This window comes from Streptomyces sp. NPDC014623 (assembly GCF_043088245.1).
Lineage (GTDB): Bacteria > Actinomycetota > Actinomycetes > Streptomycetales > Streptomycetaceae > Streptomyces.
This window is the reverse complement of the sequence record NZ_JBIBZU010000003.1, coordinates 277650-300916: the sequence shown is the minus strand read 5'-3', so window position 1 is coordinate 300916 and position 23267 is coordinate 277650. Positions and strand designations below refer to the sequence as shown.

The following is a 23267-nucleotide window of genomic DNA, read 5'->3' as shown; positions in this document are numbered from 1 at the left end:
GGGCCGCCGGACCTGTACGGTCCGGCGGCCCCTCGGCGGTCTGCGGAGCGTCAGCTCCTGTCGGCCTTCTGCGGGGTCCCGCCGCTCTCCGGGGACGTCTCCGCCCCGGGGGTGTCCCCGGAGGGTGCGGCCTCGGAGGAGGCCGCGTCGGAGGAGGCCGTTTCGGCTTCCTCCTCGCCGCCGTCCTCGGCGAGGTCCGCCGCGGCGGGCTCGACGATCTCCTCGCGGCCGGGGCGCCTCTTCGCCGAGATCACGATGTACGTCACCGCGAGTACGAACACGATGACCGCGGTCCACACGTTGAGCCGGAGGCCCAGCACGTGGTGCGCCTCGTCGACACGCATGTACTCGATCCAGCCGCGTCCCGCGCAGTACGCCGCGACGTACAGGGCGAAGGCCCGGCCGTGTCCGAGCCCGAAGCGGCGGTCCGCCCAGATGACCAGGAAGGCGACGCCGACGCACCACAGGGACTCGTAGAGGAAGGTCGGGTGGTAGGTGCCCGCGACCCGGTTCACGCCCTCGCTGATCTCCAGCGCCCAGGGGACGTCCGTCTCCCGGCCGTACAGTTCCTGGTTGAACCAGTTGCCCCAGCGGCCGATCGCCTGGGCGAAGGCGATGCCGGGGGCCAGCGCGTCCGCCCAGGCCGGGAGCGGGATCCCACGGCGGCGGCAGCCGATCCAGGCACCGACCGCGCCGAGCGCGATCGCACCCCAGATACCGAGGCCGCCCTCCCAGATCTTGAAGGCGTCCACCCAGTTCTCACCGTCGCTGAAGTACAGCTGGTAGTCGGTGATCACGTGGTAGAGCCTGCCGCCGACCAGGCCGAAGGGCACGGCCCAGACGGCGATGTCGGCCACGGTGCCGGCTTTGCCGCCTCTGGCGATCCAGCGCTTGTTGCCGAACCAGACGGCGACGAAGACACCGATGATGATGCAGAACGCGTAGCCGCGGAGCGGGATCGGGCCGAGCTCGATCACCCCGGTCGACGGGCTGGGAATGAAGGCAAGGTTCATGACGAGGTCGACGCTACCCTGCCGGACGGGACGTACGGCAAGCCGTCCGGCAACTTCTGGGTAACGGGACCCGCCGCGAAGCACTCGCCGGGGTGCGTCAGGACGTGGACGGTGTGGTTCCGACGGTGCCCGGTTCCTTGCCCTTGTTCGCCTCCGCGACCCACTTCCTGAGGTTGGCGACGGAGATCTGTTCGTCCCCCTTCTTCGGGAAGACCGGCTCGCCGTTGAGCAGTGCGGTCGGCGTGCCCTCGAACCCGCCCTCGGTGAACGCCTTGCCGGACTTCTCGACCCAGCTGTCGTGGGTGCCGTCCTCCACACAGCTGCGGAAGGACGGGGTGACCAGACCGTCCACCTCGCCGGCCAGCTCGATCAGCTTGCCGTTGTCGCCGAAGGCGTCGTCGGTCTCCGGTGGCTGGTTGCGGTACAGGACGTCGTGGTACGGGGCGAACTTGCCGGCGTCCTGGGCGCAGGCTGCGGCGTTGGCCGCGCGCAGCGACCCGCTGCCGCCGAGGTTGCCGTCGATGATCGTCACCAGGTGGTACTCCACCTTGAGCCGGCCGCTGTCCGTGAGTTCTGTGATCGTGTCGCGGAAGGCGGTCTCGAACTGGGCGCAGACCGGGCAGCGGAAGTCCTCCCAGACCGTGAGCGTGGACGGTGCGTCGCCGGCCCCGACCCGGAGGGCGAGCCCGCCCTCCCCCACCGCCCCGGACGGGGTGACGGCGGGCCCGGCCTCGCTGTCCTTGCCGCTCTTGCCGGCGTTGGCCGCGATCACGCCGATCACTGCGGCCAGCGCGAGCACCCCCACCACGGCGGCCGAGACGATCATCGTGCGGCGGCGGCGCTCCCGCGCCCGGCCCTGCTCACGCTGCTGGACGAGCCGGTCACGCGCGGCTCTGCTTCGGTCCTGGTTCTTCTCGCTCACGGTGCGTGAACGAACCGGGGAGGCACCGCAGCGCCTCCCCGGCCCCAGGTCCACCCGTACGGATGACGACCGCTGTCAGCGCTTTCGAACGCCTTCGGCCAGTTCGCCCGCCAGCGCGCGGACGGCGGCGAGGCCCGCGGCCTCGTCCGGCGCGTCCAGCATCCGCTTGACGAAGGCCGAACCGACGATCACCCCGTCGGCGAAGCCCGCGACCTGCCGGGCGTGCTCGGCAGTGGAGACGCCGATGCCCACACAGACCGGCAGGTCGGTGGTGGCGCGGGTGCGGCGCACCAGGTCCTGGGCCTGCTCGCCGACGGATTCGCGGGTGCCGGTGACGCCCATCAGCGAGGAGGCGTAGACGAATCCGGAGCCCGCCGCCGTGATGGTGGCGAGGCGCGCGTCCTTGCTGCTCGGGGCGACGACGAAGACGGTGGCGAGACCGTGCTTCTCGGCGTGCTCCCTCCACAGTCCGGACTCCTGGACCGGCAGGTCGGGCAGGATGCACCCGGCGCCGCCCGCGTCGGCGAGCTCGGCGGTGAAGCGCTCCACGCCGTACCGGTCGACGGGGTTCCAGTACGTCATGACGAGGATCGGCGCCCCCGTCGCCTCATGCGTCTCACGGACCGTGCGCATGATGTCGGCGATCTTGAGGCCGCCGCGCAGCGCGATGTCGTCGGCGGTCTGGATGACCGGCCCGTCGAGCACCGGATCACTGTGCGGGAGCCCCACCTCGACGACGTCGGCGCCGCCCGCGACGGCCGCCTTGACGGCCGCGATGCCGCCGTCGACGGTCGGGAAACCGCCGGGCAGGTAGGCGATGAGCGCCGCCCGGTCCTCGGACGCCGCCCGGGCCAGCGTCGATTCGAGAAGCTCTCGGTTGCCGCTCACTTGGTGACCTCTTCCTCTCCGTCGGCCACATCGGCCTCGACGACCGCGTCGGCGCCGTCGTACAGGCCGAAGTACCGCGCTGCCGTGTCCATGTCCTTGTCGCCACGGCCGGACAGGTTGACCAGGATCAGTCCGTCCTCACCGAGTTCCCGCCCGATCTCCAGGGCCCCGGCCAGCGCGTGCGCGCTCTCGATGGCCGGGATGATCCCCTCGGTGCGGGAGAGGAGGCGCAGCGCCTGCATGGCGGCGTCGTCGGTGACCGCACGGTACTCGCCGCGCCCGACGTCCTTGAGGTAGGCGTGCTCGGGGCCGATGCCCGGGTAGTCGAGCCCGGCCGAGATCGAGTACGGCTCGGTGATCTGGCCTTCCTCGTCCTGGAGGACGTAGCTGCGCGAGCCGTGCAGGATTCCGGGTTCACCGGCGGTGAGGGTGGCCGCGTGCTCGCCGGTCTCCACACCGTGTCCGGCGGGTTCGCAGCCGATCAGCCGGACGCCCGCGTCCGGGATGAAGGCGTGGAAGAGGCCGATGGCGTTGGAGCCGCCGCCGACGCAGGCGACGGCGGCGTCCGGCAGCCGGCCGGTGCGTTCCAGGATCTGGCGGCGGGCCTCGACGCCGATGACGCGGTGGAAGTCGCGGACCATCGCCGGGAAGGGGTGCGGCCCGGCGACGGTGCCGAAGAGGTAGTGGGTGCGGTCCACATTGGCCACCCAGTCGCGGAACGCCTCGTTGATGGCGTCCTTGAGGGTCCGGGAGCCGGACTTCACGGCGACGACCTCGGCGCCGAGCATGCGCATCCGGGCCACGTTCAGCGCCTGGCGCTCGGTGTCGATCTCGCCCATGTAGATGGTGCATTCGAGCCCGAAGAGGGCGCAGGCGGTCGCGGTGGCGACACCGTGCTGGCCCGCTCCGGTCTCCGCGATGATGCGGGTCTTGCCCATGCGCTTGGTGAGCAGGGCCTGGCCCAGCACGTTGTTGATCTTGTGCGAACCGGTGTGGTTGAGGTCCTCCCGCTTGAGGAAGACGCGGGCCCCGCCCGCGTGCCCGGCGAAGCGGGCGACCTCGGTCAGCGCGCTGGGGCGGCCCGTGTAGTCGGCCATGAGCGCGTTGAGCTCGGCGGCGAAGGCCGGGTCCGCCTTGGCCTTGCCGTACTCCACGGCCACCTCGTCCACGGCGGCGACCAGCGCCTCCGGGATGAACTTGCCACCGAACGCGCCGAAGTACCCCTCGGCGCTGGGGATCAGACCCTCGGGGTCCGGGATGAAGAAGTCGGACGACATGCGACGTGCTCCTCGAATCGCAACGGGTGATGTCACCGTATGCGCCATGGGCGGAGCACCACGCCGACCGGTGGACGGTCGGCGCGGTGGGGCGTGCGGATCCCGCTGGACGGCGGGACGACGGCCGGGGCCCGGATCAGGCGCGGAACCCCGTGCGCCATCGCATGCCGTTGACCTGACCTGGTTCGTCACCGATCACGTAGCGCACGCGCCGGCCGTGCACACGACGGGCGGGGGCGCGGCAGCCGCGGGGGCGGCAGCCGCGCGCCAGCGGCGCGTGCGGGTCCCGGACGCTCGCTCCGGCAGGGCGCAGGCCCGGCCGGATGCGGGCGGCGGGACGACGGTCGGCGGGCACGGGCGGGGTCAGCCCCGTCCGTGCCGGAGCGCCGGGTGGGCGCCGGCGGCGACCAGGTCGGCGACGGCGGCCCGGGGGTCGCGACCGGTGACCAGGGACTCGCCGACGAGCACCGCGTCCGCGCCGGCGTTGGCGTAGGCGATGAGGTCGTGCGGGCCGCGGACGCCGGACTCGGCGACCTTGACGATGTGGCCGGGGATCTCGGGGGCGACACGGTCGAAGGTGGAACGGTCGACCTTGAGGTCCTTGAGGTTGCGCGCGTTGACACCGATGATCTTCGCCCCGGCGTCCACGGCGCGCTCCGCCTCCTCCTCGTCGTGCGCCTCGACGAGCGGTGTCAGGCCGATCGACTCGGCGCGCTCGATCAGCGAGACGAGGGCCTCCTGGTCGAGGGCGGCGACGATCAGGAGGGCGAGGTCCGCGCCGTAGGCACGCGCCTCCCACAGCTGGTACGAGGTGACGATGAAGTCCTTGCGCAGGACCGGGATGTCGACCTTGGCGCGGACGGCCTCCAGGTCGGCGAGCGATCCGCCGAAGCGGCGCTCCTCGGTGAGGACCGAGATGACGGACGCTCCGCCGGCCTCGTAGTCCGCGGCGAGCGCGGCCGGGTCGGCGATGGCGGCCAGGGCCCCCTTGGAGGGGCTGGAACGCTTGACCTCGCAGATGACGGTCACGCCCTCGCCGCGCAGGGCGGCGACTCCGTCCTTGGCCCGGGGAGCGCGCGCGGCGCGTTCCTTGAGCTCGTCGAGGCTGACACGCGCCTGCCGCTCCGCGAGGTCGGCGCGGACGCCGTCGATGATCTCGTCGAGCACACTCACGCGAGCGGCCCCCTTCCGAAGCGGTGATGAGTACAGGATCAGCCATCTCGATGGTATCCGCAGGAGGGCGTAAGGCCCGCATCCGGCCGCCTCCCGTCCCACTGTCCGGTCACTCAGGGCGCGAGCGCCGATCCGAAGGGCAGGTTCCTGACCACGGAGAACACCAGCAGCACCGCACCGATGCCCCACCAGTAACCGGGGGCGAGACCGATCCGCAGGGTCCGGCCCCGGCTCGCGCGGAGCGTCCAGAGCAGCCAGACCACGGCGAGGACGGCGTAGCCGACGACGGCCAGGGCGTTGGCGCCGAGCGCCGCGGCGAGGTCTCCGTGGGCGAAGGCGTGGGCGCTGCGGAGCCCGCCGCAGCCGGGGCAGAACACTCCGGTGAACCGGAGCATGGGGCAGACCGGGTAGTGACCGGGTTCGTTGGGGTCGACCGCGGCGACGTAGCCGAAGGCCCCGACGACGGCGGCCATGACCCCGGCGGGAGCGGCGAGCCGCCGGATCCGGGAGGCCGCCGGGGCGGGGGCGGGCGGAAGGCCGGGACCGGGTACGGGGACGGGGTCCGGGGCGGCGGCGGGAGAGGCTGAGGCGTCCACGCGCCGATTGTCCCCGCTCACGCGGAGAGGCGCAGCCCGGACCGGGCTGCGCCTCGCGTCGTGTCCTCGGAGCGGCACCTGCCGAAGGGCGTGTCAGGTCGTGATCTGGGCCCGGGCGGCGCGGGACCTGGCGGCCGCCATCTCGGGAGACTCCTTGGGCATGCCGAGGCCGGCCGCCTTCATGGCGAGACCGACGACCCCGCCGAGAACGGCGACGGCCACACCGGCCCAGAAGCCGAGCGCGTTGGCCGCGACCATGAAGAGGCCCGCGATGCAGAAGCCGATGAAGGAGATGATGACACCGGTCCAGGCGGCCGGGGTGTGTCCGTGGCTGCTGCCCGCCATGAGTTGCTCCTTGTTGGTGGTGCGCTGAAGTAATCGCTGCTGGGAAAGCTCACTGCCATTGTCCCGTACGCGCCGGCGGACGTGAGGCTGGGGGTCACGCCTCGCGCGTCGGGTCCTCGCCGCGGTCCAGGGCCTTCCACAGCTCCTCGGGCCGGTCGGGGTCCGGGGCGGTGCGGGCGGCCTTGCGGGGGCGGGGGGTGCCGTCGCGTTCGTACCGTCCCGACATGGCCGGCCAGCGGCCGCCGTAGCGGAGGGCGAGCAGTCCCGCGAGCAGGATCAGCAGCCCGCCGGCCGCGGTGACGTAGGGCCAGGCGGTGTGGCCGAGGGCCTCGACCGTGGCCGAGGTGTTGCCCGTGGTCTGCGCGGCCTGCCCGTCCAGGGCCGATCTGTCCGAGGCGCCGGAGAAGGCGCTCAGGGCGGCGCCGAGGCCGCTGAGGGCCAGGAGCCCGGCGACGACCAGCCGGCCGGCGCCGCGGACGGCGAAGACCGCGACGAGGGCGGCCAGACCGACGACGGCCAGGGCCGCCGGAAGGCCGGTGACCTCCTGGCCGTCGGCACTGAGCGGCAGGGCGCCGCCGCCTACAGCCGCCTCGCCCTCGGCCCAGGTCTGCCCCGACGCGAGGAGGACGACGGTGGCGCCGGCCGCTCCGAGGAGCAGGCCGGCGGCCAGGCTTCGGCGGCTCCCCGCGCTGTCGGGCGCGGAGGCGGATCGGGCACGGGGCTGGGGTACGGGGACGGCACTCACGTACTCCACTATCCCCTACCGGCTCAGTGGGCCCCGAGGCGGTTCGCCGTGTGCACGGCCCGCAGGACCGCGGCCGCCTTGTTGCGGCACTCCATGTCCTCGGCGGCCGGGTCGGAGTCCGCGACGACGCCCGCACCGGCCTGGACGTACGCGGTGCCGTCGCGGAGCAGGGCGGTCCGGATGGCGATGGCCGTGTCGGAGTCCCCGGCGAAGTCGAGGTAGCCGACGCAGCCGCCGTACAGGCCCCGGCGGGTGGGTTCGAGCTCCTCGATGATCTGCAGGGCGCGGGGTTTGGGCGCGCCGGAGAGGGTGCCCGCGGGGAAGCAGGCGGTGAGGACGTCGAAGGCGCTGCGGCCCTCGGCGACGCGTCCGGTGACGGTGGAGACGATGTGCATCACGTGCGAGTACCGCTCGACCGACATGAAGTCGACGACCTCGACGCTGCCGGGCGCGCAGACCCGTCCCAGGTCGTTGCGGCCGAGGTCGACGAGCATCAGGTGCTCGGCGCGCTCCTTGGGGTCGGCGAGGAGCTCGTCGGCGAGCGCCTGGTCCTCCTGCGGTGTGGCGCCACGGTGCCTGGTTCCGGCGATCGGGTGAACCATCGCCCGGCCGTCCTCGACCTTGACCAGCGCCTCGGGGCTGGAGCCGACGACGTCGAAGCCGTCGAAACGGAAGAGGTACATGTACGGCGACGGGTTGGTGGCCCGCAGGACCCGGTAGACGTCCAGCGCGCTCGCCGTGCACGGCGTCTCGAAGCGCTGGGAGGGGACGACCTGGAAGGCCTCACCGGCCCTGATGCGCTCCTTGACGTCCTCGACGGCGTCCCTGAAGGCCTGACCGCCCCAGAGCGCGGTGGAGGGCGGGAGCTCGGAGGGCGGCAGCGCGGCGGGAGCGTTCTCCACGGGCCGGGACAGGTCCCGCTCCATGGCGTCGAGCCGGGCGACCGCGTCGGCGTACGCCTCGTCGACCCCGGTCTCCAGGTCGTTGTGGTTGATCGCGTTGGCGATCAGCAGGACGGTGCCGTTCCCGTGGTCGAGCACGGCGAGGTCCGAGGTGAGCAGCATCGTGAGCTCGGGGAGCTCCAGATCGTCGCCGCCGTGCTCGGTGATCCGCTCGAGCCGGCGGACGACGTCGTAGCCGAGGTAGCCGACCATGCCGCCGGTGAACGGTGGCAGGCCGGCGTCACCGACCAGGTCGCGGGGGGTGTGCAGCGTCTCGACGGTGGCCCGCAGGGCCTGCAGCGGGTCTCCGTCGACGGGGACGCCGACGGGCGGGGTGCCGAGCCAGTGGGTCTGTCCGTCGAGGGCGGTCAGGGTGGCGGCGCTGCGTACCCCGATGAAGGAGTAGCGGGACCAGGTGCGGCCGTTCTCCGCGGATTCGAGGAGGAACGTGCCGGTGCGCTCGGCCGCGAGTTTGCGGTAGAGCCCGACCGGGGTGTCGCCGTCCGCGAGGAGCCGGCGGCTGACGGGGATGACGCGCCGGTCGGCGGCGAGCTTGCGGAAGGTCTCGAGATCCATGGCGGCTGACCTTATCGGGGCGCGGTGAGAGGAAGGACGTCCTTGTCGAAGCAGGTGCGGTCGCCCGTGTGGCAGGCGGCGCCCGTCTGGTCGACCTTCACCAGGACGGTGTCGGCGTCGCAGTCCAGCGCGACGGACTTGACCTGCTGGACGTGGCCGGAGGTGTCGCCCTTGACCCAGTACTCCTGCCGGCTGCGGGACCAGTAGGTGCAGCGGCCCGTGGTGAGGGTGCGGTGCAGGGCCTCGTCGTCCATCCAGCCGAGCATGAGCACCTCGCCCGTGTCGTACTGCTGGGCGATGGCCGGGACCAGTCCGTCGGGGCCGCGCTTGAGGCGGGCGGCGAGGGCCGGGTCGAGACTGCTGGCGGGCGTGGGGCCGGGCGTGCTGGTCATGCGCCCCATTGTGCCGCGCCGGGCGGGGCCTTCCGGCCGGGCGTCCACTGGGCGGACCGCGGGCGGCGGTCGTACGCTGGCGGGCATGTCGACCCATGCGAAGCGTGAACGTCTTCTGCTCGCCGACCTGTTGGAAGCGGCGGGCCCCGAGGCTCTGACTCTGTGCGACGGCTGGAAGACCCGTGACCTTGCCGCCCATGTCGTGGTGCGTGAACGCCGTGCGGACGCCGCGGGCGGGATTCTTCTGGGACCCCTGAAGAACCGGCTGGAGCGGGTCCAGGCCGAATTCGCCGCCAAGCCGTACGAGGAGCTGATCCAGCTCATCCGGACGGGCCCGCCCCGGATGTCGCCCTTCGGCCTGAAGCAGCTGGACGAGGCTGCCAACACCGTCGAGTTCTACATCCACGCGGAGGACGTGCGCCGGGCCCAGCCCGACTGGTCGCAGCGGGACCTCGACCCGGTCTTCGCCGATGTGCTGTGGTCCCGCACCGAGAGGACGGCCCGGATGCTGGGCCGCCGGTCCCCGGTGGGTCTGGTACTGCGGCGCCCGGACGGTCAGACGGCGGTGGCCCACAAGGGCACCCCGGTGGTGACGGTCACCGGGGAGCCGGGCGAGCTGCTGTTGTTCGCGGCGGGGCGGCAGGAGGCGGCGCGGGTCGAGCTGGAGGGCGACAAGGACGCGCTGGCCCGCCTGCACACGGCCGAGCTCGGCCTCTGACCCGGGGCCCGGGCGTCCGGTACCGGCCGCTCAGACGCGGGTGCGGGCGCGTACAGGCGCCCGGCGGGCCCGGTGGCGGTGCCGTTCGCCCGGTGCCGCGTCCGGGTCCCGGCCCGATCCCAGCAGTCCGAGGAGGAATCCCGCCGGGATGGTGACCAGCCCCGGGGTCTGGAGCGGGAAGACGCCGAAGTCCCACTCCGGGAAGAACGCGACGGGTGTGCCGGAGAACGCCGGTGACAGGACCATGAGGATCCCGGTCAGCGGAAGCGTCCCGTACACGGTCCACCGCACCCCGCGGGCGTTGAAGCGCGGCCGGAACAGGGCGTACAGCAGGACGGGCGGCAGGACCGAGGCCGCCGCCGCGAACGACAGGGAGAGCAGCACCTGGGGGTTGCGGTCGTGGGTGTACGCCGAGAGGAGCACGGCGAGTGCCCCGATACCGGCGACGGCCCAGCGGGCGCGCCGGATCTCCCTGCCGGAGGCCTTGCCCTCTCCCTGCGCGCCCGACTTCACCGTGAAGTCGCGGGCCAGGGACGAGGCCGCGGCCAGGGTGATTCCGGCGACCGCGGCCAGGGTGGTGGCGAACGCGGCGCAGGCCACGAGTGCGAAGAGGGGACTGTCGCGTGGCCCGGCCGCACCGGGGTCCAGGGCGCTGGTCACCATCAGCAGGGCGGTGCCGCCGGCCGGATCGGCGGCGTGCAGCAGGTCCCGGCCGATCAGCGCGGAGGCACCGAGTCCGACGACGACGATGCCGCCGCACAGCAGGACGACGGGGCTCACGGCCCAGATGCCGGCCCGGCGGGCGGTCCGGGCGTCACGGAGGGGGTGGAGCCGCATCATGATGTGCGGCATGCAGGCGGCGCCGAGCACGAGGGTGGCCTGGAAGCCGATCAGGTCGAGACTTCCCGCGAGTCCGTGTCCGAACTGCAGCCCGGGGCGCGCATAGTCACCGCCCGCCCTGCTGCCTGCCTGCGCGGCGTCGAAGAGGGCGAACGGGGACCAGCCGAAGCGTGCGAGGACGAGGCCCGCGAGCAGGGTGACCGCTCCCAGGACGACGGCCACCTTGAGGATCTGGATGTAGCCGGTGCCCCGCATCCCGCCGAACGCCGAGTAGCAGACCATCAGCACGCCGCTGGCGACGGTGCAGCCGGTGAGCGCGCCGTCGGGCAGCCCGAACATGGACGTCATGACGCGGCCGGCGGTGGTGAGCTGGACGAGCAGCAGCGGGGCGAGTACGACGAGGGTGGCCACGCCCAGCGCACGGCGTACGGAGTTGTCGCCGAGCCGGTCGGCGAGGAAGTCGCCCATGGTGAACACGCCTCTGCGGCGCAGGCGTTCGGCGAAGAGGCGCATGACCAGCGCCAGCGAGGCGACTGTCGCCAGGGCGAAGAGCAGCCCGTCGAAGCCGGCGAGCGCGACGGACCCGGTGGTGGAGAGCAGCGTGGCGGCGGAGACGTAGTCCCCGGCGATGGCCAGTCCCGCGCCGACGGGGCCGAGGGTGGCGCCGCCCGCGTAGAAGTGCTCCGGATCGTCCTGGTCGGCCGCGGCGAGTCCGCACAGCAGCAGGGACACGGCGACGAAGCCGAGGAAGATGACCACGGCCAGGGACCGGGCGTCGATCGCGCCGCTCACCGGGTTCGCTCCGCCGGCACGGCTCTGCAAGGGGCAGCTGAAGACATGCGCGCCATGGCACCAGCCGGAGCGCGGGGGGCCCAGGGGGCGGAGGGAGGGCGCGGCACCGGTACAGCCCGGCCGGTGTGGGACTGTGCGGCCGCACAGTCCCACACCGGCCGGAACTGCTGGCTCCGGAAGGGAGCGGGGCGGATCTCCGCGCGGCGGCGGCCGCCCCTGGCCCGGTCTCCTCGGTCCTGCCCCGCCGCGGACGGCCCCCGTTCAGCCCGCCAGCAGCCGCCGGGCCGCCAGTGCCAGGGACACCTCGACGGCGTCCGAGGGCCGTGTCAGGCAGCGCCCCGTCATCTGCTCGAACCGCCGGAGCCTGTTCAGCACGGTGTTGCGGTGGCAGTAGAGCTTCGCTCCGGCCCGTTGCGCCGACCCGTCCGAGTCGAGCCACGCGGTCAGCGTCTCGATGATCACGTCACGGTCCGCGGGGTCGAGCCGGTCCAGCGGCCCGAGGACCCGGCCGGCGAGCGCCGTCCCGAGACCGGGTGAGGACACGACGAGCGCGGTGGGCAGGTGCTCGTCGAGCAGGACGGTGCCGCCTGACGCCGGGCAGGCCCGCAGCGCCGTCTCGGCGAGCCGCCGTGCGTCACCGACGGAGGCGAGCCCCTCGACCACGGAGCTGATGCCGATCCGGGTGCCCTGGGGTGCCGTCAGGCCGGCCGCGAGGGCGGCGAGTTCACCGTCGGAGGCCGCGGCGGGGCCGGTGGCAGGCGCGTTCTCGGTGTCGCCGCCGGACTGCGGCTCCGCCTCGGCCGCCACCGGGCCCCTCCCCAGCGGCAGGACCGCCAGCTCCACGTCCCCCGCCGAGTGCCAGAGCGCGGGCGCGCCCCCGGCCAGGGTCAGCGGTGGGTGGCCGGTGCCGTGCGGGGCGCGGCGGGCTCCGGCGACCGCGAGTACGGCGTACCGCCCCTGCACCACGAGCCCCAGCATCGCCGCGGCGTCCGGCAGGTCCGCGATCCGGGCGGTGCCGTCCAGGAGGGCCGCCGTCATCAGGCGCTGCTGGTTCTCACGGCGCCAGGAGAGCCGCCGCTCGGCCTGCCGGTACGCCTCGGCCACCACCCCGCAGTGCTCGTCGACGAAGTTCCAGACGTCGGCGGCGACATGGACGAGCAGCCGGGTGTCCTCGGGGTGGCGGCGGGCCGTGTCGTCGACCAGTTCCTGCCAGACCATCGCCCCGCCCATCCGGAAGGCGTGCATGACCGCGTCGAGCGGTACGCCCTGCTCGGCCCGGCTCTCACCGATCCACCGGGAGGTGCGGTGCGCGGCCTCCCTGGACTCCCGGGGCTGGATGAGGGAGGCGACGTTGTGCCGCAGCGAGTGGTGGACCTCCTGCCAGATCTCGGTGTGCTCGGTCTCCATCGCGGCGCGGTAGGCGGGCTCCTGCTCGCGCAGCGCCTCGACCAGCCGGTCGGTGAGCTCCGGCAGCGCCTCCAGCAGCGCACGGGCCGCCCGGTGGAGCACCGTCACGGCCTCCCGGTCGGCCAGGGAACGGGCGCGGTGCGGCAACGGTGTGACGGGGGGCGGTCCGTGCAGCGCCCTGATCCGTGAACGTACGACCTGTGGCATGGCGGCCTCCACCGGGAATCGGCCGGCTGCGGTTCGGCCGGCCCCGGTGTGCGCCCGCCCGGCATTGGGCAGGCGCACACCGATCGATCCTGACGACCGCAGAATGGCATACCGCCCGGTCGGTACCTAGGGGTCTGCGCGGTTCTTCTCATCACGGTCCTGCAACCTCGCCCCGCCCCCGCGGTCCAGCAGCCGCGCGAGCTCGGTCCGGGACCGGACACCGAGTGCGGCGAACACGTTGCGCAGGTGGTGGTCGACGGTCCGCGGGCTCACCGAGAGCCGCACCGCCACCTCGCGGTTCGTGGCTCCTTCCGCGACACAGCGGGCGATCCGCTGCTGCTGGGGGGTCAGGCCGGCCAGCGGGCCGGGGCCGCTCCGGTCCGGCACGTCCACCGCCTCACCGGCGGCCCGCAGCTCCCCTCCCGCACGCTCGGCCCAGGCGCGGGCGGAGCAGCGCTCGAACGCCACCAGCGCGTCGCGCAGCGGGCCACGGGCCTCGCGGGTGCGGCGCAGACGGCGCAGCAGCTGGCCGTGGAGCAGCTGGGTGCGGGCGCGCTCGAAATCGCCGCCCGCGCGGTCGTGGTGGGCCAGTGCCTCCTCGTACCGGGCGGCGGCCTCCTGGGGCGACGCCAGCAGGGCGCGGCAGCGGGCCAGCTGGGCGGGGACCTGAGGGTCGGTCGTCCGCGCGGTCCACAAGGCGAACTCCTCGACGGCCGACACGAGTTCCTCCGCCCCTTCGTCCGCGCGGCCGGAGAGCACCATCGCCTCGACGTAGCACGGCACGGCCAGCATCCGGGTCGCGAAGTGCCCCGTCCCGGGTCCCGGCCTGACCAGCGGACGGAGCCGGGCCGCGGCCTCGCCGGGCCGCCCGGCCGCCAGGTCCGCGCGGGCGACCGCCCAGGTGGCGAGCGTGGCCGCCTGCGCCAGGCCGTGCGGCCCCGCCCCGGCCAGTGCCGCGTCGGCGTGGGCGGCGCACGCCTCGGCCGGCCCCTCCACCGAGGCGGTGAGCGCGAGCACGGCGTGCAGATGGGTGGCGGAGTTCCGCTGCCCGGTACGGCGCGCCGCGTGCAGTCCTTCCAGGGCGTGGGCCCGGGCTCTGGCGTGCTGACCGGTGCGCAGTTCGGCGTAGGCGAGCTGCTCCAGGGTGTGCGGCAGCAGGGCCTCGGGCCCCCGGGTGCGTACGACGGCGAGGGCTCGGGCCCCTGCCCGGCAGGCCGCCTCGACCTCGCCGAGCACCAGCGCCGAGGCTCCCGCCCGCAGCAGTTCACCGGCGTCCTCCGCGCGGTCGGCGGAGTCCAGACAGCACCGCAGGAGGGCGTGGCCCCGGTCGGGGTGCCCGGCGAGCACGGCGCACATGCCGGCACGGTACTGCGCCATGGACCGGTCGGCCGCGGCGACGGGCACGCGGTTCATCGCGTCCAGGTACGCGATGGCGTCTCCCATGTCCCACGCCGCCTCGGCGGCGCAGAACAGGGCGTCCAGCGTGCGGCGGGGGTCATGCGGGGCGAGCAGTCCGGCCGCGGTCAGGAGTGCCTCGCGGGCGTCGGCCGCCGGTCCGTCGCGCAGGGCGAGCATGCCGCGTACGTAGGGCGCCAGGCCCCCGGCGAGGTGGGGTCCGACGCGGGCCAGCAGGGCGCGGGCCCGGCCGGTGTCGCCGGCCAGCCGGGCCTGCTCGGCGGCGGCGGTGAACCGCGCGGCGCGCAGGGTGTCGTCGGTGGAGAGGGAGGCGGCGCGTGCCAGCGCGGCCGACCGTTCGCCGTGCGGGCGCGGGGCGACGGCTGCGGCCTCCAGCTGCCCGGCGAGGGCGGCGTCCGGCCCGGGTGCGGCGCAGGCCCGCTGGACGAGCGCGGACAGCGGGGCCGGGCCGGGCCCGGCGAGCAGTCCGGCGAGCAGTTCGTGCACGGCCCGGCGGTGGCCCGGGGGCGCCCGGTGCAGGACCGCGCGGCGCAGCAGCGGGTGGCTGAAGTGCACGCGGCTTCCCGCCCGCTGGAGGGCTCCGGTGGCGCCCGCGGGTGCGAAGAGCACCCGGTCGAGGTGCGCGGTGGCCAGTCCGGCCCGGGCGCCGGCCCGCAGCAGCAGAGCGGCGTCGGCGCCGGCTCCGTCCGGTTCGTGCTCCTCCGCGGCCGCGGCCAGCAGGAGCAGGGCATGGGTGTCGGGCGACAGTCCCTCCAGTTGTCCGGCGTGGGCGTCGAGGACGCCCTCGGCCCCGGGGAGCGGGTAGGGCAGCGCGACGCGCCCGGCCAGCTGGCCGGGGGTGAGCCGGCCGACCAGCCCGGCCAGCAACCGCGGGTTGCCGGCCGCCTCGCGCAGCAGTTCGCTGCGTACGACGGGGTCGACATCGGCCGTGCCGTCCGTGAGCCGGTCCAGCAGCGCGCTCGCCGCGTCGTCCTCGAGCGGGCCGAGCCCCAGCGCGGGCAGTCCGGCGAAGGCGGTCTCGTCGGCTGCGCCGATCACCACCGCGACCCGGCTGCCCGCGCCGAGTCTGCGGGCGGCGAAGCCGAGCGCGGCACGGGAGTCGGCGTCCCAGGCGTGCGCGTCGTCCACGCAGACCAGCAGAGGCTGTTCGGCCCCCAGGCCCCGCAGGAGACCGAGCAGTCCGCCCGGGGTGATCCCGGAGCGCAGGATGGTGTCGGGCGCGACGGGCAGCGGACCGGGGGCGGAGCAGAGCAGGGCGTGCAGCCCGCTGTAGGGCAGGCGCTGTTCGGCGGGGGCCGCGGAGGCGTACAGCACGGGGCCGCCGTACCCACCGAGGTAGCGGGCGGCGGCCTGGCGCAGCAGGGCCGTACGGCCGAGGCCGGGCGGCGAGGTCAGCACGAGCGCTCCGCCGTCCCCTGCCCGCAGCCGGCCCAACAAGGTTTCCAGGATGGTCAGTTCACCGCTGCGGCCGTACAGCCGGAGCGGACTGTGCACGGTCGTCGATGGGGTCACACCCTCACGTTACTTCCGCGTAAACAGCCTCGGAAGGCTCGCGTCCGCTCCCTGTTCCCGGTGTGCCCGGAGTGGTGCGGGCTCCCAACGGAACGGACTTCGCACTGTGCGGGGGCACAGCCCCGGCCCGTTCCCCGGCGGCCGCCCCCGACGCCGGTGCATGACTGATGAATCGCGTACACACGACGGTTCGCCCCTGCGTTACCGGTCCTGGTCGCGGGACCCGGACGACGCCCTGCCCCCGGTGGTGCTGCTGCACGGCGTCGTCGAGGCGCTGGTGGCGCGGGGCCGACGGGTGCCCGCACCGGTGCCGGCCGGCGAGAGCGGCCCCCGGCCGTACGTCCCCGGGTCCTGGCCGACGCGGTCGAGGCCGCGGAACCGGTCGTGCTGCACGGTGACCACCCGGCCTCCGTGCGCGACCCGGGTGCGGCCGGGTCCCCCACCCGGTTCTCCGGCGAGGACCGGGGTGCGGACCGGCGCGTGGGCCGGCGCGCGGACCGGTACCCGGGCTGAGCGGCTCCGGCAGCGCGAAGGGGCCGGACCGCGGTACGCGCGGTCCGGCCCCGGTCATTCCCCCGGATCAGTGCGGGCAGTTGCCCCGGTACTCGGCGATCGTCAGGCTCGCCGACGGGATCGGGCACAGGAACTGCTCGTAGCGGGTGTCGTCGTCGATGAAGCGCTTCAGCCACGAGATGCTGTACTTCGCGATCGTCGTGTTGGACGTGTTCGGCGTGAAGTGGGACGCGCCCCGCAGCTCCAGATACGCCTTGTCCAGCGAACTCGGCAGCGAGTTGTAGAACGGCTTCGAATGGCTGGCGACGGAGGCGACCGTGTCACCGTCCGCGCCGACGATCAGCGTCGGTGTCTGGATCTCCGGCCATGTCTTGTCCGTGTTCCAGCCGGTCAGCGGTATCGCCGCCTTCAGCGAAGGACGGTCCTTCGCGGCCTCCAGCGTGCCGCCGCCCCCCATCGAGTGGCCCATCACACCCAGCCGGGACGAGTCGACCCGGCCGCGCACCGAGCTGTCCTGGGTCAGGTAGTCCAGAGCGGCCAGCAGCTGGTCACCACGGCTGGCCGGCTGGTCCAGCGTGGTGTTGGTGTCGATGGTGAACACCACGAAGCCCTGCGACGCCAGACGCGGCCCCAGCCAGGCGATGCTCGACTCGTAGGCGGTGAAACCCGGCGAGATCACGACCGCGCCGAACTTCCCGTCGGAGGTGGACGTCGGGTAGTAGATCGTTCCGCCGCCGAATCCCCTGACGCTCAGCGAGGAGACGGAGGTCTGCGAGGTGGCGTACGAGCCCCTGCTCGCCTCGATGCTCGAGTTGCTCGGGGCCGGGCCACGCTCGTACGGGTTGTCGGCGGCCTGGGCTCCGCCCGGTACCAGCGCGGTGAGCAGACCGGCGGTCGCCGCCGCGGCTGCCAGGGCGCCCTTGAGGGTGCGGGAGCGGCTCTTCGACGTGCGGCGGGGCTGCGGGGAGATGTCGCCGGAGGGGAGGTGCTGCTGCACGGGGAGTTCCTCTCGGTTGTGGCGAACCACACCGCGGCAGCCGGCGCCCCGTCGTCCGGGGGCCTTCGGGGGTGCACCGCGTGAGTGGCGCCGTCATTCGTTGACGGCGCCACTCTGGCGGCGTGTCCTCCGGGTCCACATCGGCGAGATCGCCGGTCTTCGCGACCGGCGGTCTTTCCGGCCCGGTCAGCGGACGGGGTGCCCGGCCTCGCGCAGAGCGCCCTTGACCTCGGAGATCCGCAGGTCACCGAAGTGGAAGACGGACGCGGCGAGGACGGCGTCGGCGCCCGCGCCGATGGCCGGCGGGAAGTCCGCGAGCCTGCCCGCGCCACCGGAGGCGATGACGGGGACGGAGACGTGGGCCCGGACCGCCTCGATCATCTCGGTGTCGTAACCGTCCTTCGTGCCGTCGGCGTCCATCGAGTTGAGCAGGATCTCGCCCGCGCCGAGCTCGGCGGCCCGGTGCGCCCACTCGACGGCGTCGATGCCGGTGCCCTTCCGGCCGCCGTGGGTCGTCACCTCGAAGGTGCCCTCAGAGGTGCGCCGGGCGTCGACGGAGAGCACGAGCACCTGGCGCCCGAAGCGTTCGGCGATCTCGCGGACGAGGTCGGGCCGGGCGATGGCGGCGGTGTTGACCCCTACCTTGTCGGCCCCGGCGCGCAGCAGCTTGTCGACGTCGTCGGGGGTGCGGACCCCGCCGCCGACGGTGAGCGGGATGAAGACCTGCTCGGCGGTGCGGCGCACCACGTCGTACGTCGTCTCGCGGTCGCCGCTGGAGGCGGTGATGTCGAGGAACGTCAGCTCGTCGGCACCCTCCGCGTCGTACAGTTTCGCCATCTCGACGGGGTCGCCCGCGTCGCGCAGGTTCTGGAAGTTGACGCCCTTGACGACGCGGCCGTTGTCCACGTCCAGGCAGGGGATGACCCGTACGGCGAGCGTCATCGCACACCTGCCCGGTACGCCTCGACCTCGACCTCGACGACCAGGGAGGGGTCGACGAAACCGGACACGATGATCATGGAGGCGGCGGGGCGGACGTCGTCGAACAGCTCCTTGTGGGCGCGGCCCACCTCGTCGACGTCCCGGGCGTGGGTGATGTACATCCGGGTGCGGACGACGTCCTCACGGCCGAGTCCGGCCTGCTTCAGGGCGTCGAAGGCGGCCTGGAAGGACGCGACGGCCTGCTCGTACGGACTGCCCGCGGAGATCTGGCCGTTGACCACCGAGGTGCAGCCGGAGACCAGGACCAGTCCGTTCGGGAGCTGTACCGCGCGGGAGTAGCCGAACTTCTCCTCCCACGGGCCGCCCGAGGAGACGCGGCGTACGGAGTCCGTCATGCGGCGACCGCCTTGAGTGCCTCTTCGAGGGTGAACGCCTTGGCGTACAGCGCCTTGCCGACGATGGCTCCCTCGACGCCTTCCGGGACGAGCAGGGAGATCGCGCGCAGGTCGGCGAGCGAGGAGACGCCGCCGGAGGCGACGACGGGCTTGTCGGTGGCGGCGCAGACGTCCCGCAGGAGTGCCAGGTTGGGGCCCTGCAGTGTGCCGTCCTTGGCGATGTCGGTCACGACGTAGCGGGCGCAGCCCTCGGAGTCGAGGCGGGCGAGCGTCTCGTAGAGGTCGCCGCCGTCACGGGTCCAGCCGCGGCCGCGCAGCGTGGTGCCCCGGACGTCGAGGCCGACGGCGATCTTGTCGCCGTGTTCGGCGATGACCTTGGCGACCCACTCGGGGGTCTCCAGGGCGGCGGTGCCGAGGTTGACCCGGCGGCAGCCGGTGGCGAGCGCGGCCTCCAGCGAGGCGTCGTCGCGGATGCCGCCGGAGAGCTCGACCTTGATGTCCATGGCACCGGCCACTTCGGCGATCAGCGCACGGTTGTCGCCGGTGCCGAACGCGGCGTCCAGGTCGACGAGGTGCAGCCACTCGGCCCCGGAGCTCTGCCAGGCGAGTGCCGCCTCGAGCGGGGAGCCGTAGGAGGTCTCGGAGCCGGATTCGCCGTGCACGAGGCGGACGGCCTGTCCGTCGCGGACGTCTACGGCGGGGAGCAGTTCAAGCTTCGGCATTACAGCGTCTCGATCCAGTTGGTCAGCAGCTGGGCGCCGGCGTCGCCGGACTTCTCGGGGTGGAACTGGGTGGCCCACAGCGCGCCGTTCTCGACGGCGGCCACGAACCGCTCTCCGTGCGTCGACCACGTGACCTTGGGGGCACGGATCTTGGCGTTGGTCACTTCGAGGGACCAGTCGTGCGCCGCGTAGGAGTGCACGAAGTAGTAGCGGGCCCCGGCGTCCAGGCCGGCGAAGAGCTGGGAGTCCTCGGGGGACTCGACGGTGTTCCAGCCCATGTGCGGAACGACGTCGGCCTTGAGCGGTCCGACGGTGCCGGGCCACTCGTCGAGGCCCTCCGTCTCGACGCCGTGCTCGATGCCGCGCTCGAACAGGATCTGCATACCGACACAGATGCCCATGACTGGGCGGCCGCCGGCCAGCCTGCGGCCGATGACCCATTCGCCGCGTGCCTGCTTCAGACCGGCCATGCAGGCCGAGAAGGCGCCGACCCCGGGGACGAGCAGCCCGTCGGCGTTCATCGCGGTGTCGAAGTCACGGGTGATCTCCACGTCCCCGCCGACGTGGGTGAGGGCCCGCTCCGCCGAACGGACGTTGCCGAAGCCGTAGTCGAAGACGACGATCTTCTTCTTGTCACTCATAGCGCTACCTCAGTCCCAGAGTCCCTGGATCCGCATGACGCCTGCCACCAGGCACATCACGGAGCCGATCCCGAGGAGCACGACGACGCCCTTGGGCATCCCCTGCTTCCAGAAGGAGTAGACGCCGCCGGCCAGGAAGAGGCCGACGACGATCAGCACGGTGTTGAGGCCGGTCACAGGGCGCCCTTCGTGGACGGAAGGATCCCGGCCGCGCGCGGGTCGTGCTCACTGGCGTAGCGCAGGGCACGGGCCAGCGCCTTGAACTGGCACTCCACGATGTGGTGGGCGTTGCGGCCGTACGGGACGTGGACGTGCAGGGCGATCTGCGCCTGGGCGACGAAGGACTCCAGGATGTGCCGGGTCATCGTCGTGTCGTACTCACCGATCATCGGCGCCATCTTCTCCGGCTCGGTGTGCACCAGGTAGGGGCGTCCGGAGAGGTCGACGGTGACCTGGGCGAGCGACTCGTCCAGCGGGACGGTGCAGTTGCCGAAGCGGTAGATGCCGACCTTGTCGCCGAGCGCCTGCCTGAAGGCCGCACCGAGCGCGAGGGCGGTGTCCTCGATGGTGTGGTGCGAGTCGATGTGGAGGTCGCCCTCGGTCTTGACCGTGAGGTCGAAGAGCCCGTGCCGGCCGAGCTGGTCGAGCATGTGGTCGTAGAAGCCGACCCCGGTCGCGACATCGACCTTCCCGGTGCCGTCGAGGTCGATCTCGACGAGCACGGAGGTCTCCTTGGTGGTCCGCTCCACCCTGCCTACGCGGCTCATGCGTCGTGCTCCTTCTTCAGTTCGCGCACCGCATCGAGGAACGCGTCGTTCTCTGCCGGGGTCCCCGCGGTGACCCGCAGCCACCCCGGTACGCCGTTGTCCCGGACCAGGACGCCCCGGTCGAGGATCCGCTGCCAGGCGGTGCGGCTGTCGGCGAAGCGGCCGAACTGGACGAAGTTGGCGTCCGAGTCGGTGACGGCGAAGCCGAGCTCCCGCAGTCCGTCGACCAGCCGGTCGCGCTCGCTCTTGAGCTGCGCGACGTACCCGAGCAGCGTATCGGTGTGCTCCAGGGCGGCGAGCGCGGTCGCCTGCGTGAGGGAGGACAGGTGGTAGGGCAGGCGCACCAGCTGGACCGCGTCGACGACGGCGGGGTCGGCGGCGAGGTAGCCCAGGCGCAGGCCCGCGGCACCGAAGGCCTTGGACATGGTGCGCGAGAGCACCAGGTGACGGCGGCCCTCGATCAGCGGCAGCAGCGAGGGGTGGTGGCTGAATTCGCCGTACGCCTCGTCGACGACCACCATCGAGGGCCCTGCGGCCTGGGCGGCGTCGTAGAGCCCGACCACGGTCCCCGCGTCCACCGCGGTGCCGGTCGGGTTGTTGGGCGAGGTGATGAAGACCACGTCGGGGCGGTGCTCGGCGATGGCCTTCTTCGCGGCCTCGACGTCGATGGTGAAGTCGTCGTTGCGCGGTCCGGAGATCCAGCCGGTGCCGGTGCCCCGGGAGATGAGGGCGTGCATCGAGTACGAGGGCTCGAAGCCGATCGCGGTGCGCCCGGGGCCGCCGAAGGTCTGCAGCAGCTGCTGGAGGACCTCGTTGGAACCGTTGGCCGCCCAGACGTTGGCCGCGGCCACCTCGTGTCCCGCGGTGCGGGTGAGGTAGCGGGCGAGCTCGGTGCGGAGCTCCACGGCGTCCCGGTCGGGGTAGCGGTTGAGGTCGCGGGCGGCCTCGCGGACCCGCTCGGCGATGCGGTCGACGAGCGCTTCGGGCAGCGGGTAGGGGTTCTCGTTGGTGTTCAGCCGGACCGGTACGTCGAGCTGGGGCGCCCCGTACGGGGACTGGCCGCGCAGTTCGTCGCGGATCGGGAGGTCGTCCCAGGGGTTGTTCGTCACTGCTGCGGAACCTTCCACCCGAACCTGGCCTTGAGCGCGGCACCGTGGGCGGGGAGGTCCTCCGCCTCGGCGAGGGTGACCACGTGGTGGGTGACCTCGGCGAGCGCGTCGCGGGTGTAGTCGACGATGTGGATGCCTCGCAGGAAGGACTGCACGGACAGGCCCGAGGAGTGGCAGGCGCAGCCGCCGGTGGGCAGGACGTGGTTGGAGCCGGCGCAGTAGTCGCCGAGGGAGACGGGCGACCAGGGGCCGACGAAGACCGCACCGGCGTTGCGGACCCGGTCGGCGACGGCGGCGGCGTTCTCCGTCTGGATCTCCAGGTGCTCGGCGGCGTACGCGTCGACGACCTTGAGGCCGTCCTCCAGGTCGTCGACCAGGACGATCGCGGACTGGCGGCCTGCCAGCGCGGGCTCGATCCGGTCCGTGACGTGCCGGGTCGCGGCGATCTGCGGCGCCAGCTCGGCCTCGGTGGCGGCGGCGAGCTCCTCGGAGTCGGTGACGAGGACGGCGGCGGCCATCGGGTCGTGCTCGGCCTGGCTGATCAGGTCGGCGGCGACGTGCACCGGGTCGGCGCTCGCGTCGGCGAGGATCGCGATCTCGGTCGGGCCGGCCTCGGCGTCGATGCCGATGCGGCCCTTGAGGAGGCGCTTGGCGGCGGCGACGTAGATGTTGCCGGGGCCGGTGACGAGGTTCACGGGCAGGCAGTCCTCGGTGCCGTACGCGAACATCGCGACGGCCTGGGCGCCGCCGGCGGCGTACACCTCGTCGACGCCGAGGAGGGCGCAGGCGGCGAGGATCGTGGGGTGCGGCAGACCGCCGAACTCCTTCTGGGGCGGGGAGGAGACTGCGAGGCCCTCGACGCCCGCCTCCTGGGCGGGGACGACGTTCATCACGACGGAGGACGGGTAGACCGCGCGCCCGCCCGGCACGTAGAGCCCGACGCGCTCGACGGGCACCCACTTCTCGGTGACCGTGCCGCCGGGGACGACCTGGGTGGTGTGCGTGGTGCGGCGCTGCTCGCGGTGGACGAGGCGGGCGCGGCGGATCGACTCCTCCAGAGCGGCGCGCACGGTGGGGTCGAGCTGCTCCAGCGCCTCGGTGATCGCGCCGACGGGGACCCGGATCGAGTCCAGGCGTACGCCGTCGAATTTCTCCCCCCACTCGATCACTGCCGCCGAGCCGCGATGGCGTACGTCCTCGCAGATGGGCCGCACCGTCTCCAGGGCGGCTTCCACGTCGAACTCGGCACGGGGCAGCAGGTCGCGCAGGGCGCCGCCCTCGGGGAGGGCGGTACCGCGCAGATCGATTCGAGAGATCACACCGCAATTCTCTCAGACCGGTTCAGCCGTCCGGACGCCCGTATCACTGACTGATACACGTCCCGGGTGTCACTGCTGACCATTAGCGTTCACGTCGTCACA

25 protein-coding genes are annotated in these 23267 nt (G+C 73.2%); 1 reads left to right on the top strand and 24 read right to left on the bottom strand.

The annotated features are described in order from the left end of the window. Nucleotides 1–50: 50 nt before the first annotated feature. From lgt to hisI, 11 genes are all read right to left on the bottom strand, one after another. Entirely contained in the window at nt 51–1013 is a 963-nt protein-coding gene (gene lgt / locus ACF1FZ_RS07735) for a prolipoprotein diacylglyceryl transferase (RefSeq protein WP_391772463.1), read from the bottom strand. A 97-nt stretch (nt 1014–1110) separates the two neighbouring features. After that, nucleotides 1111–1935: a DsbA family protein gene (locus tag ACF1FZ_RS07730; protein ID WP_391772462.1), complete on the bottom strand. Its 825-nt coding sequence runs from the start codon at nt 1933–1935 to the stop codon at nt 1111–1113. A 75-nt stretch (nt 1936–2010) separates the two neighbouring features. Next, nucleotides 2011–2823 carry a tryptophan synthase subunit alpha gene (gene trpA / locus ACF1FZ_RS07725; RefSeq protein ID WP_391772461.1) on the bottom strand — a complete coding sequence of 271 codons (813 nt, stop codon included), beginning with the start codon at nt 2821–2823 and terminating at the stop codon, nt 2011–2013. After that, the gene (gene trpB / locus ACF1FZ_RS07720) at nt 2820–4100 is read right to left on the bottom strand and encodes a tryptophan synthase subunit beta (protein ID WP_391772460.1); all 1281 of its coding nucleotides are present in this window, start codon (nt 4098–4100) and stop codon (nt 2820–2822) included. Before trpB ends, trpA begins: the two co-directional genes overlap by 4 nt. Nucleotides 4101–4236: 136 nt before the next feature. Beyond that, nucleotides 4237–4467, bottom strand: a complete 231-nt coding sequence (gene trpM, locus ACF1FZ_RS07715) for a tryptophan biosynthesis modulator TrpM (RefSeq protein ID WP_391772612.1) — start codon at nt 4465–4467, stop codon at nt 4237–4239. Further along, a complete protein-coding gene (gene trpC / locus ACF1FZ_RS07710; protein ID WP_359466306.1) occupies nt 4464–5273 on the bottom strand; it encodes an indole-3-glycerol phosphate synthase TrpC in 810 nt (269 codons plus the stop codon). Before trpC ends, trpM begins: the two co-directional genes overlap by 4 nt. Before the next feature lie 113 nt (nt 5274–5386). Continuing rightward, nucleotides 5387–5869 (bottom strand): DUF2752 domain-containing protein, encoded by a 483-nt coding sequence (locus ACF1FZ_RS07705; protein ID WP_391772459.1) that lies wholly within the window; start codon nt 5867–5869, stop codon nt 5387–5389. 93 nt (nt 5870–5962) lie between these two features. Next, entirely contained in the window at nt 5963–6214 is a 252-nt protein-coding gene (locus tag ACF1FZ_RS07700) for an HGxxPAAW family protein (protein ID WP_391772458.1), read from the bottom strand. A 94-nt stretch (nt 6215–6308) separates the two neighbouring features. Then, the gene (locus tag ACF1FZ_RS07695; RefSeq protein ID WP_391772457.1) at nt 6309–6968 is read right to left on the bottom strand and encodes a TIGR02234 family membrane protein; all 660 of its coding nucleotides are present in this window, start codon (nt 6966–6968) and stop codon (nt 6309–6311) included. A 14-nt stretch (nt 6969–6982) separates the two neighbouring features. After that, nucleotides 6983–8476, bottom strand: coding sequence for an anthranilate synthase component I (locus ACF1FZ_RS07690; RefSeq protein ID WP_391772456.1), 1494 nt, complete (start codon nt 8474–8476; stop codon nt 6983–6985). 11 nt (nt 8477–8487) lie between these two features. Continuing rightward, nucleotides 8488–8868, bottom strand: coding sequence for a phosphoribosyl-AMP cyclohydrolase (hisI, locus tag ACF1FZ_RS07685; protein ID WP_391772455.1), 381 nt, complete (start codon nt 8866–8868; stop codon nt 8488–8490). 85 nt (nt 8869–8953) lie between these two features. Here hisI and ACF1FZ_RS07680 point away from each other — a divergent pair, with 85 nt between their 5' ends. Beyond that, nucleotides 8954–9586: a TIGR03085 family metal-binding protein gene (locus tag ACF1FZ_RS07680; RefSeq protein WP_391772454.1), complete on the top strand. Its 633-nt coding sequence runs from the start codon at nt 8954–8956 to the stop codon at nt 9584–9586. A 30-nt stretch (nt 9587–9616) separates the two neighbouring features. Here the strand turns inward: ACF1FZ_RS07680 and ACF1FZ_RS07675 are convergent, their stop codons facing one another. The 13 genes from ACF1FZ_RS07675 to hisD all read right to left on the bottom strand — a co-directional run bounded on the left by ACF1FZ_RS07675 (nt 9617) and on the right by hisD (nt 23165). Beyond that, nucleotides 9617–11218, bottom strand: a complete 1602-nt coding sequence (locus ACF1FZ_RS07675) for a cation acetate symporter (RefSeq protein ID WP_391772453.1) — start codon at nt 11216–11218, stop codon at nt 9617–9619. Nucleotides 11219–11479: 261 nt separating this feature from the next. Continuing rightward, entirely contained in the window at nt 11480–12832 is a 1353-nt protein-coding gene (locus ACF1FZ_RS07670) for a PucR family transcriptional regulator (protein WP_391772452.1), read from the bottom strand. Between the two features lie 126 nt (nt 12833–12958). Next, a complete protein-coding gene (locus ACF1FZ_RS07665) occupies nt 12959–15760 on the bottom strand; it encodes an AAA family ATPase (RefSeq protein WP_391772451.1) in 2802 nt (933 codons plus the stop codon). A gap of 201 nt (nt 15761–15961) precedes the next feature. Next, a complete protein-coding gene (locus ACF1FZ_RS07660) occupies nt 15962–16162 on the bottom strand; it encodes a hypothetical protein (protein WP_391772450.1) in 201 nt (66 codons plus the stop codon). A 178-nt stretch (nt 16163–16340) separates the two neighbouring features. Continuing rightward, a complete protein-coding gene (locus ACF1FZ_RS07655; protein ID WP_391772449.1) occupies nt 16341–17270 on the bottom strand; it encodes an alpha/beta hydrolase family protein in 930 nt (309 codons plus the stop codon). Nucleotides 17271–17456: 186 nt separating this feature from the next. After that, nucleotides 17457–18212, bottom strand: a complete 756-nt coding sequence (gene hisF, locus ACF1FZ_RS07650) for an imidazole glycerol phosphate synthase subunit HisF (RefSeq protein WP_391772448.1) — start codon at nt 18210–18212, stop codon at nt 17457–17459. Then, nucleotides 18209–18607 carry a RidA family protein gene (locus tag ACF1FZ_RS07645; RefSeq protein WP_391772447.1) on the bottom strand — a complete coding sequence of 133 codons (399 nt, stop codon included), beginning with the start codon at nt 18605–18607 and terminating at the stop codon, nt 18209–18211. Before ACF1FZ_RS07645 ends, hisF begins: the two co-directional genes overlap by 4 nt. Continuing rightward, a complete protein-coding gene (gene priA, locus ACF1FZ_RS07640; RefSeq protein ID WP_391772446.1) occupies nt 18604–19329 on the bottom strand; it encodes a bifunctional 1-(5-phosphoribosyl)-5-((5-phosphoribosylamino)methylideneamino)imidazole-4-carboxamide isomerase/phosphoribosylanthranilate isomerase PriA in 726 nt (241 codons plus the stop codon). The genes ACF1FZ_RS07645 and priA overlap by 4 nt, the downstream gene beginning before the upstream one ends. After that, nucleotides 19329–19970 carry an imidazole glycerol phosphate synthase subunit HisH gene (gene hisH, locus ACF1FZ_RS07635; RefSeq protein ID WP_391772445.1) on the bottom strand — a complete coding sequence of 214 codons (642 nt, stop codon included), beginning with the start codon at nt 19968–19970 and terminating at the stop codon, nt 19329–19331. Before hisH ends, priA begins: the two co-directional genes overlap by 1 nt. A 9-nt stretch (nt 19971–19979) precedes the next feature. Then, nucleotides 19980–20147, bottom strand: coding sequence for a hypothetical protein (locus tag ACF1FZ_RS07630; RefSeq protein WP_028440214.1), 168 nt, complete (start codon nt 20145–20147; stop codon nt 19980–19982). Continuing rightward, on the bottom strand, nt 20144–20737 hold the full coding sequence (hisB, locus tag ACF1FZ_RS07625) for an imidazoleglycerol-phosphate dehydratase HisB (RefSeq protein ID WP_205019586.1): 594 nt from the start codon (nt 20735–20737) through the stop codon (nt 20144–20146). The genes ACF1FZ_RS07630 and hisB overlap by 4 nt, the downstream gene beginning before the upstream one ends. Next, the gene (locus ACF1FZ_RS07620; protein WP_391772444.1) at nt 20734–21846 is read right to left on the bottom strand and encodes a histidinol-phosphate transaminase; all 1113 of its coding nucleotides are present in this window, start codon (nt 21844–21846) and stop codon (nt 20734–20736) included. Before ACF1FZ_RS07620 ends, hisB begins: the two co-directional genes overlap by 4 nt. Beyond that, nucleotides 21843–23165 (bottom strand): histidinol dehydrogenase, encoded by a 1323-nt coding sequence (gene hisD / locus ACF1FZ_RS07615; protein ID WP_391772443.1) that lies wholly within the window; start codon nt 23163–23165, stop codon nt 21843–21845. The genes ACF1FZ_RS07620 and hisD overlap by 4 nt, the downstream gene beginning before the upstream one ends. Nucleotides 23166–23267: the final 102 nt, after the last annotated feature.

Excerpts from the sequence above, each read along its gene's own strand:
- ACF1FZ_RS07700 (WP_391772458.1), bottom strand. The coding sequence starts at position 6,214 with ATGGCGGGCAGCAGCCACGGACACACCCCGGCCGCCTGGACCGGTGTC.
- ACF1FZ_RS07645 (WP_391772447.1), bottom strand. The coding sequence starts at position 18,607 with ATGACGGACTCCGTACGCCGCGTCTCCTCGGGCGGCCCGTGGGAGGAG.
- ACF1FZ_RS07690 (WP_391772456.1), bottom strand. The coding sequence starts at position 8,476 with ATGGATCTCGAGACCTTCCGCAAGCTCGCCGCCGACCGGCGCGTCATC.
- hisB (WP_205019586.1), bottom strand. The coding sequence starts at position 20,737 with ATGAGCCGCGTAGGCAGGGTGGAGCGGACCACCAAGGAGACCTCCGTG.
- hisF (WP_391772448.1), bottom strand. The coding sequence starts at position 18,212 with ATGACGCTCGCCGTACGGGTCATCCCCTGCCTGGACGTGGACAACGGC.
- priA (WP_391772446.1), bottom strand. The coding sequence starts at position 19,329 with ATGCCGAAGCTTGAACTGCTCCCCGCCGTAGACGTCCGCGACGGACAG.
- trpB (WP_391772460.1), bottom strand. The coding sequence starts at position 4,100 with ATGTCGTCCGACTTCTTCATCCCGGACCCCGAGGGTCTGATCCCCAGC.
- hisH (WP_391772445.1), bottom strand. The coding sequence starts at position 19,970 with ATGAGTGACAAGAAGAAGATCGTCGTCTTCGACTACGGCTTCGGCAAC.
- ACF1FZ_RS07670 (WP_391772452.1), bottom strand. The coding sequence starts at position 12,832 with ATGCCACAGGTCGTACGTTCACGGATCAGGGCGCTGCACGGACCGCCC.
- hisI (WP_391772455.1), bottom strand. The coding sequence starts at position 8,868 with ATGACCAGCACGCCCGGCCCCACGCCCGCCAGCAGTCTCGACCCGGCC.
- ACF1FZ_RS07680 (WP_391772454.1), top strand. The coding sequence starts at position 8,954 with ATGTCGACCCATGCGAAGCGTGAACGTCTTCTGCTCGCCGACCTGTTG.
- lgt (WP_391772463.1), bottom strand. The coding sequence starts at position 1,013 with ATGAACCTTGCCTTCATTCCCAGCCCGTCGACCGGGGTGATCGAGCTC.